At 61.5% G+C, this 14,792-nt stretch carries 15 protein-coding genes; 11 read left to right on the top strand and 4 right to left on the bottom strand.

Going from position 1 to position 14,792, the window contains the following annotated elements; translation table 11 throughout:
- Positions 1-20: 20 nt before the first annotated feature.
- Together V5E99_RS11165 and V5E99_RS11160 are read right to left on the bottom strand one after the other, a co-directional pair.
- Complete coding sequence (locus V5E99_RS11165) at positions 21-1,739, bottom strand: C13 family peptidase (RefSeq protein WP_499802512.1); 1,719 nt, start codon at positions 1,737-1,739, stop codon at positions 21-23.
- A gap of 102 nt (positions 1,740-1,841) precedes the next feature.
- Positions 1,842-2,297 (bottom strand): MaoC family dehydratase, encoded by a 456-nt coding sequence (locus V5E99_RS11160; RefSeq protein WP_499802511.1) that lies wholly within the window; start codon positions 2,295-2,297, stop codon positions 1,842-1,844.
- A 195-nt stretch (positions 2,298-2,492) separates the two neighbouring features.
- On the opposite strand from V5E99_RS11160, the gene V5E99_RS11155 reads away from it, so the two are divergent.
- The 3 genes from V5E99_RS11155 to V5E99_RS11145 are packed head-to-tail and all read left to right on the top strand — an operon-like array spanning position 2,493 to position 4,169.
- Positions 2,493-2,855 carry a CidA/LrgA family protein gene (locus V5E99_RS11155; protein ID WP_499802510.1) on the top strand — a complete coding sequence of 121 codons (363 nt, stop codon included), beginning with the start codon at positions 2,493-2,495 and terminating at the stop codon, positions 2,853-2,855.
- The gene (locus tag V5E99_RS11150) at positions 2,852-3,568 is read left to right on the top strand and encodes an LrgB family protein (protein ID WP_499802509.1); all 717 of its coding nucleotides are present in this window, start codon (positions 2,852-2,854) and stop codon (positions 3,566-3,568) included. The genes V5E99_RS11155 and V5E99_RS11150 overlap by 4 nt, the downstream gene beginning before the upstream one ends.
- A 10-nt stretch (positions 3,569-3,578) precedes the next feature.
- On the top strand, positions 3,579-4,169 hold the full coding sequence (locus tag V5E99_RS11145) for an LON peptidase substrate-binding domain-containing protein (RefSeq protein WP_499802508.1): 591 nt from the start codon (positions 3,579-3,581) through the stop codon (positions 4,167-4,169).
- 76 nt (positions 4,170-4,245) lie between these two features.
- On the opposite strand, the gene V5E99_RS11140 is transcribed toward V5E99_RS11145, so the two are convergent.
- Entirely contained in the window at positions 4,246-5,562 is a 1,317-nt protein-coding gene (locus tag V5E99_RS11140; RefSeq protein ID WP_499802507.1) for a bifunctional DedA family/phosphatase PAP2 family protein, read from the bottom strand.
- Between the two features lie 139 nt (positions 5,563-5,701).
- Entirely contained in the window at positions 5,702-6,397 is a 696-nt protein-coding gene (locus V5E99_RS11135) for a DNA-3-methyladenine glycosylase (RefSeq protein WP_499802506.1), read from the bottom strand.
- 176 nt (positions 6,398-6,573) lie between these two features.
- Here V5E99_RS11135 and V5E99_RS11130 point away from each other — a divergent pair, with 176 nt between their 5' ends.
- The 8 genes from V5E99_RS11130 (at position 6,574) to V5E99_RS11095 (ending at position 14,663) form a co-directional block, all read left to right on the top strand.
- On the top strand, positions 6,574-7,845 hold the full coding sequence (locus V5E99_RS11130) for a glutamate-5-semialdehyde dehydrogenase (RefSeq protein WP_499802505.1): 1,272 nt from the start codon (positions 6,574-6,576) through the stop codon (positions 7,843-7,845).
- A gap of 1 nt (position 7,846) precedes the next feature.
- Entirely contained in the window at positions 7,847-8,536 is a 690-nt protein-coding gene (gene nadD, locus V5E99_RS11125; RefSeq protein WP_499802504.1) for a nicotinate-nucleotide adenylyltransferase, read from the top strand.
- A 73-nt stretch (positions 8,537-8,609) separates the two neighbouring features.
- Positions 8,610-9,104 carry a ribosome silencing factor gene (rsfS, locus tag V5E99_RS11120; RefSeq protein ID WP_131063098.1) on the top strand — a complete coding sequence of 165 codons (495 nt, stop codon included), beginning with the start codon at positions 8,610-8,612 and terminating at the stop codon, positions 9,102-9,104.
- A gap of 9 nt (positions 9,105-9,113) precedes the next feature.
- Positions 9,114-9,581 carry a 23S rRNA (pseudouridine(1915)-N(3))-methyltransferase RlmH gene (rlmH, locus tag V5E99_RS11115; protein WP_003185785.1) on the top strand — a complete coding sequence of 156 codons (468 nt, stop codon included), beginning with the start codon at positions 9,114-9,116 and terminating at the stop codon, positions 9,579-9,581.
- Positions 9,582-9,591: 10 nt separating this feature from the next.
- Positions 9,592-11,487 carry a penicillin-binding protein 2 gene (gene mrdA, locus V5E99_RS11110; RefSeq protein ID WP_499802503.1) on the top strand — a complete coding sequence of 632 codons (1,896 nt, stop codon included), beginning with the start codon at positions 9,592-9,594 and terminating at the stop codon, positions 11,485-11,487.
- Positions 11,477-12,622, top strand: a complete 1,146-nt coding sequence (rodA, locus tag V5E99_RS11105; protein WP_499802502.1) for a rod shape-determining protein RodA — start codon at positions 11,477-11,479, stop codon at positions 12,620-12,622. The genes mrdA and rodA overlap by 11 nt, the downstream gene beginning before the upstream one ends.
- A 17-nt stretch (positions 12,623-12,639) precedes the next feature.
- Positions 12,640-13,650 carry a lytic murein transglycosylase B gene (mltB, locus tag V5E99_RS11100; RefSeq protein ID WP_499802501.1) on the top strand — a complete coding sequence of 337 codons (1,011 nt, stop codon included), beginning with the start codon at positions 12,640-12,642 and terminating at the stop codon, positions 13,648-13,650.
- 14 nt (positions 13,651-13,664) lie between these two features.
- Positions 13,665-14,663 (top strand): septal ring lytic transglycosylase RlpA family protein, encoded by a 999-nt coding sequence (locus V5E99_RS11095; RefSeq protein WP_499802500.1) that lies wholly within the window; start codon positions 13,665-13,667, stop codon positions 14,661-14,663.
- Positions 14,664-14,792: the final 129 nt, after the last annotated feature.

Below are 14,792 nucleotides of genomic sequence, written 5' to 3'. Positions count from 1 at the left end.
CCCCCTTGATACTAATCAGCTTAGTTGCTCTTGGCGTCCTTGCTGCTGACAGCAGCACTTTGTAATGCTTTTCGCGCTTGCTGTTTGCGCAGCAATTGCCAGTGGGCGAGCACGGTTTTCGGTGCCCAGATCTGTGGCTCGGAGGCTTCGAAGTTGTCCGCCAGTTCGCGCTCGGCCACGGTGGCCTTGGCCAGTTTGAAGGCTTGCTCCAGATCGTCGGTCTGGTTCAGTGCCTGGGCGAACAGCGCGTCGCCGAAGTAGGTGAAGTTGGCTTCTTCCGAGCAACCGAAGGACACCCGGTCGGCCCGCGAGGCGGTCATGATCAGGGTGCGTTCGTCTTTCAATGCCGGGATGAAACCGCCGGAATAGCAGGACGAAATCACAACGATCTTGTCGCGATTCTTCAGCGGCGCCAGGACCGCGGCCAGTTCGTCGGCCGGCAGGTCGGCCAGCTCCATGCGCGGCTGGTCGAGCACCAGTTCGTGTTCGCTGGTGCCGTGGCTGGTGAGGTAGATGAACAGCAAGTCTTCCGGGCCGCTGCGTTCGGCCAGGGTCTGGGCGGCGCGGCGCAGGTTTTCCCGAGTGGCCATTGGCCGGTCGGCGAGGTGGTCGCGATGGTTGACCAGGCGGATTTGGCCATAAGCACCGAAGCGGCTGGCGAGCATGTTGGCGACGTAGTCGGACTCGCGCAGGAACACGCTCTGCTTGCCGTCGCCACCGAGGGTCAGGGTGTACAACTCGACCGCCGGGGTCGAGGCGGGGACGGCGGCCAGCGCTTCGTCGAGCAAGCGGCCCTGGGCCAGCAAGCCGAGTTCAAGGGTGTCGGGCAGCAACTTGCCGTCGGCGTCGCGCACGCGCTGGCCGTTGATCCAGGTGCCGCTGAGGACGCTGCCATCGGTCAGCACCAGAGTGCCGCGCCCCGAATAGCTGTCACCGTCAAACCCACCGACGTAGAAACTGCCGTCGGCCAGGTTCAACCGACCCTGGCCGGTAAAGCGCCAGTCGCTGAATTGACCGACGTAGTGGCTGCCGTCGGTGCCGATCAGTTCGCCCTTGCCGCTGAGCGCGCCTTCCTTGAACTGGCCGATCCAGACGTCGCCGTCGGCGTTCTCGTAGCGGCCCTTGCCGTTGAGCTGGTTGTCCTTGAAGCTGCCGACGTAAATATCGCCGTCGGCGCTGTTGAAGGTGCCGTTGCCTTCCAGTTGGCCATCAACGAAATGCCCGCTGAACTGGTTGCCGCTGGAGTCGCCGCGCTGCCCTTCGCCGTTGGGTTTGCCGTGGGCGAACTGGCCTTGATAGGAGCTGCCGTCTTCGAGTTCTAGACGCCCGAGCCCGGAATACTGGTCGGCCTTGAACTCGCCACGGTACGTCATGCCGTTTTCTTTGAGGGTGCCTTCACCGTCACGCCGGCCGAGCTTGAAACCGCCGGTGTAGCTGCTGCCATTGGTGGTCAGCGTGCCCTGGCCGTCGAACAGACCTTGCTGGAACTGCCCGCGATAGACTTCGCCGTTGCTGCCGTGCCACTCACCCTGGCCATGCCACTGGCCTTTGTCGAACTGGCCGGCGTACCAACTGCCGTTGGGGTAGTCGATGCGACCCTGGCCTTGCAGCAGTCCGTTGACCAAATCCCCGCGATAGCGTCCGCCGTCCGGCAGGCGGGCGTCAGGGGACAACAGCGATTCGCCATCGCCGCAAGCGGTGAGCAACAGGGTCAAAGCGAGGGGTGCAAGTGAGCGCATAGCGGGTTCCGGGCAATTAGGCGACCGAGTATGCCGCAGCTACGCATCGTATATATAGAGAAGGTCGCGAAACAGCGTGCGCTGCTTCGCATCCGGGATGGTTTACACGAAACAGAGGGACAGCGGTTCAGCGATGTACGCCGGTTTATCCGAGCCTTCTATCTCCAGTGTCGCGGTGGCTTTGAGCAGCCATTGGCCGGGTTTTTTCTCGGTGACTTCGTTCATGTCGACCTTGAGCCGGACCCGTGAATTGACTTTCACCGGCTGGATGAAACGCACACTGTCCAGGCCGTAGTTGACCACCATCTTCACGCCTTCGGGCAGGATCAGGATGTCTTCCATCAGTTTGGGCATCAGCGACAGCGACAGGAAACCGTGGGCAATGGTGCTGCCAAATGGCGTTTGCGCGGCTTTGACCGGGTCGACGTGAATGAACTGAAAATCCCCGGTGGCTTCGGCGAACAGGTTGATGCGCTCCTGATCGATAGTGAGCCATTCGGAACGTCCAAGTTCCTTGCCGACATAATCTTTGAGCTCTGCAACGGGAACATAGGGCATTGAGACTCTCCTTGGGTTCATCGGTTTTATAGTTTTGAGGTGGGGGGATTTGACCTCCCGGATTACCACTTTAGATCAACATGGCAAATTGCTCCGGTCAACTGACCATGCTTTTGGCGAATGCCGGTGTATAGCGTCGGCGTGCTTATAATGCCGGGCCCCTTTTTTGTGGGGAGTGCGCACGGGAGATGCCGGATGTTGTTACGTGGCCTGACCTGGCTGGTGCTGTTCCAATTGCTGGGCACAGCCATCAACCACCTGTTGTTGCCGGTGCTGCCGGGGCCGATTATCGGTCTGCTGCTGTTGCTGGTTTACCTGATCATGCGTGGCGAGGTCGGCGAACCGCTGAGTCTGGCCGCCAGCAGTCTGTTGCGTTATCTGCCGCTGCTGCTGGTGCCGCCCGCTGTGGGCGTGATGGTCTACGCCAAGGACATCGCCGCCGACTTCTGGGCCATCGCCGGCGCGCTGGTGTTGTCGCTGGTGCTGTCCATGGCCTTCGTCGGTGTGCTGATGCAGCGCCTGATCAAGCGTCACGCCCATCGCGGGGAAGGCCAATGATCCTCGACTGGCACGGCGCGCTGGATGCGGTGATTCACCACCCGCTGTTCGGCATCGGCATTACCTTGGGCGCCTATCAACTGGTGCTCGCGGCGTTCGAGAAAACCCGCTGGATCTTCCTGCAACCGGTGCTGGTGTCGATGGTGCTGGTGATTGGTGTATTGGTGAGCTGCGGCCTGACCTACGCCGAGTACCGCAAGAGCACCGAGATCCTCAGCATCCTGCTGGGGCCTGCCACCGTTGCCCTGGCGGTGCCGCTGTACCTGAACCTGCGACGGATTCGGCAGTTGTTCTGGCCGATATTTACTACGCTGGTGATAGGCGGCGTGGTCGCCACGGGCATGGGCGTGTTGCTGGGCTGGTGGTTCGGGGCCGAGCACATGATCCTGATGACCATGGCGCCGAAATCCGTGACCTCGCCGATTGCGATGCTGGTGGCCGAGCAGATCGGTGGCGTCGCGGCGCTGGCGGCGGTGTTCGTGTTGATTACCGGCGTGATCGGCGCGATTTTTGGTCCGAGCCTGTTGACCAGGCTGGGTGTCCACAGCCCTGAGGCCCGAGGCATGGCTTTAGGGATGACCGCCCACGCGGTCGGCACCTCGGTGGCGTTGCAGGAAAGTGAAGAGTGCGGCGCCTTCGCGGCGCTGGCGATGAGTCTGATGGGCGTGGCCACGGCGGTGTTCCTGCCGTTGGCGGTGTCGATGGTGGTGTAAGGAAATGTCTATGAGCTTGCCGTTATTCCCGCTGAACACGGTGCTGTTTCCGGGGTGCATCCTCGATTTGCAGATTTTCGAGGCGCGCTACCTGGACATGATCAGCCGCTGCATGAAACAGGGCGGCGGCTTTGGCGTGGTGTGCATCCTTGACGGCGAAGAAGTCGGCATCGCCCCGGCGGGTTATGCGCTGGTGGGGTGTGAAGCCTTGATCACCGATTTCAAACAGCAGGACAACGGCCTGCTGGGGATTCGGGTGCAGGGCGGGCGCCGCTTCCACGTGTTGCGCGCCGAGGTCCAGCGCGATCACCTGACCGTCGCCGACGTCGAGTGGCTGGAAGACGAACCGGAACAACCGTTACAGGATGAAGACGCCGACCTGGTCGCGCTGCTCAAGGCCCTGGCCGAGCACCCGATGGTCGAGGCGCTGAACATGGGCACAGAAGCGACCGGGCAACAGTCCTTGGCCAATCAATTGGCGTATCTGCTGCCATTTGCCGAAGTGGACAAGATCGACCTGCTGCAACTCGATGATCCGCAGCAACGGCTGGATGCGATTCAGGCGTTGCTGGATGAGTTGCAGGGCGAATTGTTTGCGTGATCGCTAAAAGATCGCAGCCTGCGGATCGTACGCCGATCCTGTGTAGGAGCTGCCGAAGGCTGCGATCTTTTGATCTTCAATAAGCGTATCGCAACATCGTATGTGGCAAATGCCGCAACACGAAGAAGGTAAACAAGACCAGCAGCGCCGGCAGCACCAGCCACCAGACCTTGGGCGGCATCGGGTTGAGCGGCGTCTGCCGCTGGCTCAACCACAGACTCGCCGCACAAACGCACGCCGCCAGCATTGCGCCGGCCAGCACGTCAGTCGGCCAATGCGCGCCGAGATAAACCCGCGACATTGCAATCGCCAGCGCTGGCAAGCACCCCAACAGCAGCCAGGTCAGGCGCATGCGTGGCGGTTGCCCGCGTCCGGCGAGAACGGCGATGGCCAGGAACAGCGCGAAAGAGCCCGAGGCGTGACCACTGGGCATGCTGTAGCTGGTCAGCGGGTCGGTCAGCACTTCCGGGCGCAGGCGGGCGAAAAAGTGTTTGGTCACGGTGTTGCCCAGCGCTGTAAACAGCAACGCGCCGCCGGCGAAAATCGCCTGGCGCCATTGCCGGGTGAGCAGCAGCAAACCGGTCAGTAGGGCGCTGAACACCAGCATGTTGCGGAATTCGCCGATCAGCGTGAAGGTCACCGCCACCTCGTCGAGCATTGGGCTGCGGTGTTCTTGCACCAGGGTCATCACGCCTTGATCAAGAGCGGTCAGGTGCGGATAACCGATAAACAGCCCCAGCAGAATCAGCAAACCCAGGCCGGCGATATAGGCCGTGGCGTGGCGATGGCGACGCAAACTGCTGGTGACGCTCAAACCGATCATCGCCGCGATGCTGCCCGCGACAATCCCTGCTTGCGGCCAGAACCCTTCCGGCAACGGCAAACGAATCGCCGCCCCCGTGGCCCAGCCGGGCAGCAAGTACGCCACGCTCCAGCCAGCGGCGGCCAACAGGCTGACGGCGGCGAAACGCGGGAAAGGCATGTCGAACATCCCGGCCACCATCGGCAGCATCGGCCTTAACGGCCCGATAAAACGCCCGACCAACAGGCTGGCGATGCCATAGCGCTGGAAATAGGACTCGGCCCCGGCAATCCATTCAGGGTGATGGCGCAAGCCGGGCAGGCGCCGGATGTTCTGATGGAAATGCCGCCCCAGGAAGTACGACACCACATCGCCCAGCAAGCCACCGAGAAAACCCAGCAACAGGGTTTCACCCAGGGGCAGCGCGCCACTACCGGCCAGCACCGCCACGGCGAACAGCAAAACGGTGCCGGGCACGATCAACCCGGCAATCGCCAGGCATTCGACACAGGCCACGATAAACACGGCGGCGGCCAGCCATTGCGGATTGACCGTCAACCAGCCAGTGATGCTATCGAGCCATGGGCCCATACCTACAACTCCATTTATGAATTGAGCCCGGCGTAGGAGCTGCCGAAGGCTGCGATCTTTTGATCTTGATTTTCAGCGATACCGGAAAGATCAAGGTCAAAAGATCGCAGCCTTCGGCAGCTCCTACGGGGAGATGTGTTTACAGCAAAAAATAATCGCGATCTTCGACCTGTCCCCGTCGCAGCGGGTTCCGTGTGCAGTACGGCGCGTAAGCCGCATCAACGAAGCGGTACATCAGGTGTTCGTCACGCCCGTGGGGGATGCCCAGGCGTGTGGTTTGAATAATGTGTGCCGGCGCCGGGCCGACGTCTTCCACCAGCAGCACCTCGTGATCAAAACGCTTGGCGTCCCAGACGGGCACCTTCAAACCCAGTGCCTTGCACAGCAGCGTCTGGCCGGCGCAGAGTTTTTGCGAGGGCCGAGGACGACCTTGAGCGTCGGGGTTGTTCAGCAGCATTTGCGCCAGGCTCGCCGGCCCGCTTAATTCATCGACCCATGGGTAGGCGGATTTGATCAGTACCGCGTTGCCCGGCCCTTGGGCGCTGAAGTTCAGGGAATCGCCGCCCCGGGCGTAATACATATAGATGTGGCCGCCATCCAGAAACAAAGCCTTACGCTTTTCTGTGTAGCCGAGGGAGGCATGACTGCCTTTTTCTTCGCAGTAATAGGCTTCGGTTTCAATAATCCGGGCGCTGAGCCACAAATCGCCAACCCGGTGGCGGATGACTTTACCGAGTAAATCCCGGGCCAGCACTTGTGCGTCGCGGTCGAAAAAAGCGTCGGGCAGCGCCGCGGGCAGGGCTGAAAGGGCGGCGCGAACAGTCAGGTTGGACATGATGAACGGCGTTTATCAGGGCTGATTGAGCCGCGATGATAACAATTTGCAGCTTAATCACGGCTGAACGTCGGCTAATTGCCCTCCATTTCGACCATCCGCCCGTCACCGCTGTTAGTCCCAGGGCGCGACAGCTATAATCTGCCGCTTTCATCTTTGCCAAGACCCCATCAGACATGACTGAGTCCGTCCTCGACTACATGACCCGCCTGGGTCGCGCTGCCCGCGAAGCGTCGCGCATCATCGGCCGTGCCAGCACTGCGCAGAAAAACCGCGCCTTGCAGGCCGCTGCCAATGCGCTGGACGCTGCTCGTGGCGAGCTGACGGCAGCCAATGAACGGGATCTGGCCGCCGGTCGGGCCAATGGTCTTGAGCCCGCATTGCTGGAGCGCCTGGCACTGACCCCGGCGCGCATCGACGGCATGATCGTCGGTCTGCGTCAGGTCGCGGCCCTGCCGGACCCGGTCGGCGCGATTCGTGACATGAGCTTTCGCCCGTCCGGTATCCAGGTGGGCAAGATGCGCGTGCCGCTGGGCGTGATCGGGATCATCTACGAGTCCCGTCCGAACGTGACCATCGATGCCGCCAGCCTGTGCCTGAAGTCCGGTAACGCGACTATCCTGCGTGGCGGTTCCGAGGCGATTCATTCCAACCGTGCCATCGCCGCCTGCATCCAGCGCGGTCTGGCCGAGGCCGACCTGCCGGCCGCCGTGGTGCAAGTGGTCGAAACCACCGACCGTGCGGCTGTCGGCGCGCTGATCACCATGCCGGAATACGTCGACGTCATCGTGCCGCGCGGTGGCAAAGGCCTGATCGAGCGCGTCAGCCGCGACGCCCGCGTGCCGGTGATCAAGCACCTGGACGGCATCTGCCACGTCTACGTCAGTGCCCACGCCGACCTGCCGAAAGCCCAGCGCATCGCCTTCAACGCCAAAACCTACCGTTATGGCATCTGCGGCGCGATGGAAACCTTGCTGGTCGATCAAAGCGTTGCCAAAGATTTCCTGCCATCGATGGCTGCCCAGTTCCGCGAAAAAGGCGTCGAGCTGCGTGGCTGCGAACGCACCCGGGCGATCATCGAGGCCGTTGCGGCCACTGAAGATGACTGGAACACCGAATACCTGGCGCCGATTCTGTCGATCCGTGTGGTCGACGGGCTGGACCAGGCCATCGAGCACATTAATAAGCACGGCTCCCACCACACCGATTCGATCGTCAGCGAAAACCTCGCGGACACCCGGCGTTTTGTGGCTGAAGTCGACTCGTCGTCGGTGATGATCAACACGCCGACCTGCTTCGCCGATGGCTTTGAATACGGATTGGGTGCCGAGATTGGCATTTCTACTGATAAGCTGCACGCCCGCGGCCCGGTGGGCCTCGAAGGTCTGACCTGCGAGAAGTACATCGTGGTCGGTGATGGCCAGTTGCGCGGACAGGAGTCGGTCTGACTTGGGCGACCTCGACCCGTCAGCCCCGGACACTGCCGGCAAGGCTGAGCCTCGACGCATTGGCGTGCTGGGCGGAACGTTTGACCCGGTGCACATCGGCCATTTGCGCGGTGCACTGGAAGTCGCCGAATCCCTGGGCCTCGATGAGCTGCGCCTGACACCCAGTGCCAGGCCGCCCCATCGGGACACGCCGCAGGTGTCGGCGCAGGACCGCTTGGCGATGGTCGAGTGCGCGGTGGCCGGTGTGGCGCCGTTGGTGGTGGACGCCCGCGAATTGCAGCGGGACAAACCGTCCTACACTATCGATACCCTGGAATTGATGCGTGCCGAAATGGCCGCTGAAACCCAGGTTTTTCTACTTTTGGGCTGGGACGCATTTTGCGGCCTGCCCACTTGGCACCGCTGGGAAGAGTTGCTCCAGCATTGCCACATCCTGGTGCTGCAACGCCCGGATGCCGACAGCGAACCGCCGGATGCCTTGCGCAATCTGTTGGCGGCACGCTCGGTGAGCGACCCGCTGGCCCTTAAAGGGCCGAGCGGACAGATTGCATTCGTCTGGCAGACACCGCTCGCGGTATCCGCCACCCAGATCCGTCAACTGCTGGCCAGCGGTAAGTCGGTACGTTTCCTGGTGCCCGACGCGGTCCTGGCCTACATCGATGCGCACGGTCTCTACCGTGCGTCGAACTGAAAAAAGGGCACGTTTCAAGGCACGTAACGACGTGTATTGAAACGCCCGAACATACGAGCAAAACGAGTTTTATATGACGAACAAAGACGTAACTAAAGTAAAGCGCAAAGGCACGTTCAAGAGCGCCCCGCTGCCTGAGCCGGTTCTCACCACCGAGCCCCTCAAGGGTGACGAGCTGGTCAAGGTTGCCGTTGCTGCCCTGGAAGACGTGAAAGGCCAGGACATCCAGGTCATCGACGTTCGCGAAAAGCAGAGCATCACTGACTACATGATCATCGCCACCGGTACCTCCAACCGCCAGATCGGCGCGATGCTGGACAAGGTTCGCGAAGCTGTCAAAGCCCTGGGCGTCAAGCCACTGGGTGAAGAAGGCAAAGGCGACAGCGACTGGGTCCTGCTGGATATGGACGACGTGATCGTGCACATGATGACCGCTTCGGCTCGTCAGTTTTACGACCTCGAGCGTCTGTGGTCCGGTGCCGAGCAGAGCCGTGCGCTGAACGCGGCTCACCACAGCCCGGAAAACACCCACGAGCATTTCATCAAGCTCAACAAAGACCAGCAGTAAGGGACCGCTGTGCGACTGCGACTGATCGCCGTCGGTTCACGCATGCCCAAGTGGGTGGAAGAAGGCTGGCATGAATATGCCAAGCGTCTTCCGTCCGAGCTGGCGCTGGAACTGGTGGAAATACCGCTCAATACCCGTGGCAAGAACGCCGACGTGGCGCGCTTCATCCGTCAGGAAGGCGAAGCCATGCTGGCCAAGGTCGGGCCGAACGAGCGGATTGTCACCCTTGAAGTCCACGGCAAGCCCTGGAGCACCGAGCAACTGGCGGTCGAACTCGATCGCTGGCGGCTGGACTCGCGCACGGTGAATTTCATGGTCGGCGGCCCCGAAGGGCTGGCGCCGGAAGTCTGTGCCCGGGCCGATCAGCGTTGGTCGTTGTCGCCGTTGACGTTGCCGCACCCGTTGGTGCGGATTCTGATCGGCGAACAGTTGTACCGTGCCTGGACAGTTCTGTCCGGCCACCCTTACCACAAGTAGTTCTGCCCCCATGTCCCAGCCGATCCGCATCAAGGACCACGAAAAAGACGCCCGTCTGGTGCGTGGCCGCGTCGTGTTCGGGGCAATTGCGGTGGTGGCGCTGATCTGCGTGCTGATTGCCCGGTTGTATTTCCTTCAGGTGATTCAGTACGAGTACCACTCGACCCTGTCGGAAAACAACCGCGTCCACGTGCAGCCGATTCCGCCGACCCGCGGGCTGATCTTCGACCGTAATGGCGTGGTGGTGGCCGACAACCGGCCCAGCTTCAGCCTGAGCATGACCCGCGAGCGCTCCGGCGACTGGCAGCAAGTGCTCGACGTGATCGTCCAGGTGCTGGAACTGACACCCGAGGACCGGGGGATTTTCGAGAAGCGCATGAAGCAGGGGCGCCGGCCATTCGAGCCGGTGCCGATCCTGTTCGAGCTGACCGAAGAGCAAATCGCCCGGATCGCGGTGAACCAGTTCCGGCTGCCAGGCGTGGAAGTGGTCGCACAACTGGTGCGGCATTACCCGCAAGGCGCGCACTTCGCGCACTCCGTGGGTTACATGGGCCGGATCAACGAGAAAGAGCTCAAAACCCTGGACCCGGTGGGTTACAGCGGTACTCATCAAATTGGCAAGACCGGCATCGAGCGCTTCTACGAGCCCGAGCTGCACGGCCAGGTGGGTTACGAAGAAGTCGAGACCAACGCCCGGGGCCGCGTCTTGCGCGTGCTCAAGCGTACCGATCCGATTCCCGGCAAGGACATCGTCCTGAGCCTGGACATCAAATTGCAAGAAGCCGCCGAAGCGGCACTTGGCGGTCGTCGTGGTGCCGTGGTGGCGTTGGACCCGAACACCGGCGAAGTCCTGGCGATGGTCAGCCAGCCGAGTTTCGACCCGAACCTGTTCGTCACCGGCATCAGCTTCAAGGCCTATGCCGAGTTGCGTGACTCCATCGACCGGCCGCTGTTCAACCGCGTATTGCGCGGTCTGTACCCGCCGGGCTCGACGATTAAACCGGCGGTGGCGATTGCCGGTCTGGATTCGGGCGTGGTCACCGCTTCGACCCGGGTCTTCGATCCCGGCTACTACATGCTGCCCAACTACGATCACAAGTACCGCAACTGGAACCGTACCGGCGACGGCTACGTCGACCTGGACACGGCGATCATGCGTTCCAACGACACCTATTTCTATGACCTGGCCCACAAGCTGGGCATCGATCGGTTGTCCTCTTATCTCGGTAAATTCGGCATCGGCCAGAAAGTCTCGCTGGACATGTTCGAAGAATCCCCAGGCCTGATGCCATCTCGCGAATGGAAGCGGGCGACCCGGCGTCAGGCCTGGTTCCCGGGCGAAACCCTGATTCTGGGGATCGGCCAGGGCTACATGCAATCCACACCGCTGCAACTGGCGCAAGCCACGGCGCTGGTCGCCAACAAAGGTGTGTGGAACCGTCCGCACCTGGCAAAAACCGTCGAGGGTGAGCGGCCCAAGGATGAAAATCCGATGCCGGACATCGTCCTGCGCGACCCGTCCGACTGGACCAAGGTCAACCACGGCATGCAGCAGGTGATGCACGGTGCTCGCGGTACGGCGCGCAAAGCGGCCATCGGTTCGCAGTACCGGATCGCCGGTAAAAGCGGTACGGCCCAGGTGGTCGCGATCAAGCAGGGCGAGAAGTACGACCGCTCCAAGGTGCAGGAACGCCACCGCGACCACGCCTTGTTTGTCGGCTTCGCGCCGGCCGACAACCCGAAAATCGTGGTGTCGGTGATGGTCGAGAACGGCGAGTCCGGTTCCGGCGTCGCGGCGCCTGTGGTGCGGCAAGTGATGGATGCCTGGCTCCTGGACCAGGATGGCCGACTCAAACCGGAATACGCCGGCCCTATCAGCGCGGAGGCTACGGCCCGTGAAGAGTAATTTCGATCGCATCCTCTCCAGCGAGGACGTGATGCGTCGCCGGGCGACGCTGCTGCAACGCATGCACATCGACGGCCCGTTGTTGATCCTGTTGCTGACCCTCGCCGCCGGCAGCCTGTTCGTGCTGTATTCGGCCAGTGGCAAGAGTTGGGATCTGCTGGCCAAGCAAGCCACTTCCTTTGGCATCGGCCTGGTGTCGATGATCGTCATCGCCCAGTTCGAACCGCGTTTCATGGCTCGCTGGGTGCCGATCGGTTATGTGCTCGGCGTGCTGTTGCTGGTGGTGGTGGACGTCATGGGCCACAACGCCATGGGCGCCACGCGCTGGATCAACATTCCCGGGGTGATCCGCTTCCAGCCCTCGGAGTTCATGAAGATCCTGATGCCGGCGACCATCGCCTGGTACTTGTCCAAGCGCACGCTGCCGCCGCAGCTCAAGCATGTGGGCGTCAGTCTGTTTCTGATCGGGTTGCCATTCATCCTGATCGTGCGTCAGCCGGATCTCGGCACGTCGCTGCTGATCCTGGCGGGTGGCGCGTTCGTGCTGTTCATGGGTGGTTTGCGCTGGCGCTGGATTCTCAGCGTGCTGGTCGCTGTCATCCCGGTAGCGGTGGCGATGTGGTTCTTCATCATGCACGACTACCAGAAGCAGCGAATCCTGACGTTCCTCGACCCGGAAAGCGATCCGTTGGGCACTGGTTGGAACATCATTCAGTCCAAAGCCGCCATCGGTTCCGGCGGCGTATTCGGCAAGGGTTGGCTGCTGGGCACCCAGTCGCACCTGGACTTCCTGCCGGAAAGCCATACCGACTTCATTATTGCCGTGCTGGGCGAGGAATTCGGCCTGGTGGGCATTTGCGCGCTGTTGCTGATTTACCTGTTGTTGATCGGTCGCGGCCTGGTGATTACCGCCCAAGCCCAGACTTTGTTCGGCAAATTGCTGGCCGGCAGCCTGACCATGACGTTTTTTGTTTACGTTTTCGTCAACATCGGTATGGTCAGTGGCCTGTTGCCGGTTGTGGGGGTGCCGTTGCCGTTCATTAGCTACGGAGGAACTTCGCTGGTGACGCTGCTGTCAGCGTTTGGGGTTTTGATGTCGATCCATACCCATCGTAAGTGGATCGCACAGGTTTGAATAAGGTGAAGATTTCAATGCAAGCAATGCGTGGCTGGGCGACTCGATACGCGCCGTGGGTCGGCCTGGTAGGCATCCTTGGTACCGCGGAACAAGCGCGGGCCGGCGATTACGAAGGCTCACCCCAGGTGGCCGAATTCGTCGGTGAAATGACCCGCGACTACGGCTTTGCCGGTGAACAGCTGATGGGCGTGTTCCGCGAAGCCGAGCGCAAGCAGGCGATCCTCGATGCGATCTCCAAGCCTGCCGAACGGGTCAAGCAATGGAAAGAATATCGCCCGATGTTCCTCACCGACGCGCGCATTGCCCGTGGCGTGGACTTCTGGCGCCAGCACGAGGCCGTATTGGCCCGTGCCGAGCAGGAATACGGCGTGCCGGCCCAGGTGATTGTCTCGATCATCGGCGTTGAAACCTTTTTCGGCCGCAATACCGGTAATTACCGGGTGATCGACGCGTTGTCGACCCTGGGTTTCGACTATCCTCCCCGTGCCGAATTTTTCCGCAAGGAATTGCGTGAGTTCCTGTTGCTGGCCCGGGAAGAGCAGGTTGATCCGCTGACCCTCAAAGGCTCCTACGCTGGCGCGATGGGGCTGCCGCAGTTTATGCCGAGCAGTTTCCGCGCCTATGCGGTGGACTTTGACGGTGATGGCCACATTAATATCTGGACCAATCCGGACGATGCCATTGGCAGCGTCGCCAGTTATTTCAAGCGTCACGGCTGGGTCGCCGGCGAGCCGGTGGTCAGTCGCGCCGATGTGCGTGGCGATCAGGTGGACGACGGTTTGACCACCGGTCTCGAACCGACGAAAACCGTCGGGGAGTTGCGGGCGTTGGGGTGGTCGAGTCATGATGCGCTGCGCGATGATATGCCGGTCACCGCTTTCCGCCTGGAAGGTGACAATGGCCCTGAATACTGGATGGGCCTGAAGAACTTTTACGCGATCACGCGTTATAACCGCAGCGTGATGTACGCCATGGCCGTACATCAACTGTCTGAACAGCTGGTCCAAGCACGGGGCGTCAAGTAATGCGGGCATTGCCTATGAATAAACCCCTGAAGCTGATGGCATTCGCCGCGTTGGCGGTGGTGCTCGCCAGTTGTTCGACCAGCCGCGCGCCGACCCAGAAGACCTCTGGAACCGCCGTGCGCGCCATGCCGGGCCTGGACATCAACCGCGCGCACAAAGATGGCGCGCCGTGGTGGGACGTCGATGTTTCGCGCATCCCGGATGCCACGCCGACCCTGCACAGCGGCCCTTATAAAGCCAACCCGTACACCGTGCTTGGCAAGACCTACTTTCCGCTGCAAGACTCCAAGACCTACGTCGCCTCTGGCACGGCGTCGTGGTACGGCACCAAGTTCCATGGCCAGAACACCGCCAACGGCGAGGTCTATGACCTGTACGGCATGAGTGCCGCCCACAAGACCTTACCGCTGCCGAGTTACGTTCGGGTGACTAACCTGGACAACAACAAGAGTGTGGTCCTGCGCGTCAACGACCGTGGGCCGTTCTACTCGGACCGCATCATCGATTTGTCCTACGCCGCCGCCAAGAAGCTCGGCTATGCCGAAATCGGCACGGCGCGGGTCAAGGTCGAAGGCATCGATCCGCAGCAGTGGTGGGCGGCCAAAGGCCGTCCGGCGCCTTTGATGCTCAACGAGCCTCAAGTAGCGCAAAATGCCGCGCCGACCATTACCGCTTCGGCGGGAACGGTCGAGCAATGGACGCCACCGCCGCAGCAACACGCGTCGGACACTGTGCCGGTGCAGGTTGCCGCAAAAAAAAACGCTTCTGTACCAGCGTCTGGCCAGTATCTGCAGGTGGGCGCGTTCGCCAACCCGGACGCTGCAGAACTCCTGAGATCGAAGCTCAGCGGGATGGTGAGCGCTCCGGTGTTCATCAGCTCGATCGTGCGCAACCAACAGACACTGCATCGGGTGCGCCTGGGGCCGATCGGTTCGCAGGGTGAGATCCAGCAGGTGCAGAACAGCGTGCGAATGGCCAATCTCGGTTCGCCGAGCCTGGTCACCGCCGAGTAACACGCAGTACTTGATTGAGGGTTCGCTTGCGGTTTTGGGGGGCGGACCTGGTTGTTGGCTCGTTGAAGAACAAAAGCCCGGCAAGGGTTACAGAGTGAGCAACTGAACACGCGATGACCCTTTAGAAGG

Source organism: Janthinobacterium sp. LPB2021202312-11-4 (assembly GCF_037049705.1).
In the GTDB taxonomy this organism is placed as follows: Bacteria; Pseudomonadota; Gammaproteobacteria; order Pseudomonadales; family Pseudomonadaceae; genus Aquipseudomonas.
The sequence above is the reverse complement of the archived record's forward strand: the minus strand, read 5'-3'. Positions and strand labels throughout refer to the sequence as shown.

Coding starts and splice junctions, on each gene's coding strand:
- V5E99_RS11130 (WP_499802505.1), top strand. CDS start 6,574: ATGACTGAGTCCGTCCTCGACTACATGACCCGCCTGGGTCGCGCTGCC.
- V5E99_RS11145 (WP_499802508.1), top strand. CDS start 3,579: ATGAGCTTGCCGTTATTCCCGCTGAACACGGTGCTGTTTCCGGGGTGC.
- V5E99_RS11140 (WP_499802507.1), bottom strand. CDS start 5,562: ATGGGCCCATGGCTCGATAGCATCACTGGCTGGTTGACGGTCAATCCG.
- mrdA (WP_499802503.1), top strand. CDS start 9,592: ATGTCCCAGCCGATCCGCATCAAGGACCACGAAAAAGACGCCCGTCTG.
- V5E99_RS11165 (WP_499802512.1), bottom strand. CDS start 1,739: ATGCGCTCACTTGCACCCCTCGCTTTGACCCTGTTGCTCACCGCTTGC.
- rsfS (WP_131063098.1), top strand. CDS start 8,610: ATGACGAACAAAGACGTAACTAAAGTAAAGCGCAAAGGCACGTTCAAG.
- V5E99_RS11160 (WP_499802511.1), bottom strand. CDS start 2,297: ATGCCCTATGTTCCCGTTGCAGAGCTCAAAGATTATGTCGGCAAGGAA.
- V5E99_RS11155 (WP_499802510.1), top strand. CDS start 2,493: ATGTTGTTACGTGGCCTGACCTGGCTGGTGCTGTTCCAATTGCTGGGC.
- V5E99_RS11135 (WP_499802506.1), bottom strand. CDS start 6,397: ATGTCCAACCTGACTGTTCGCGCCGCCCTTTCAGCCCTGCCCGCGGCG.
- mltB (WP_499802501.1), top strand. CDS start 12,640: ATGCAAGCAATGCGTGGCTGGGCGACTCGATACGCGCCGTGGGTCGGC.
- V5E99_RS11095 (WP_499802500.1), top strand. CDS start 13,665: ATGAATAAACCCCTGAAGCTGATGGCATTCGCCGCGTTGGCGGTGGTG.
- V5E99_RS11150 (WP_499802509.1), top strand. CDS start 2,852: ATGATCCTCGACTGGCACGGCGCGCTGGATGCGGTGATTCACCACCCG.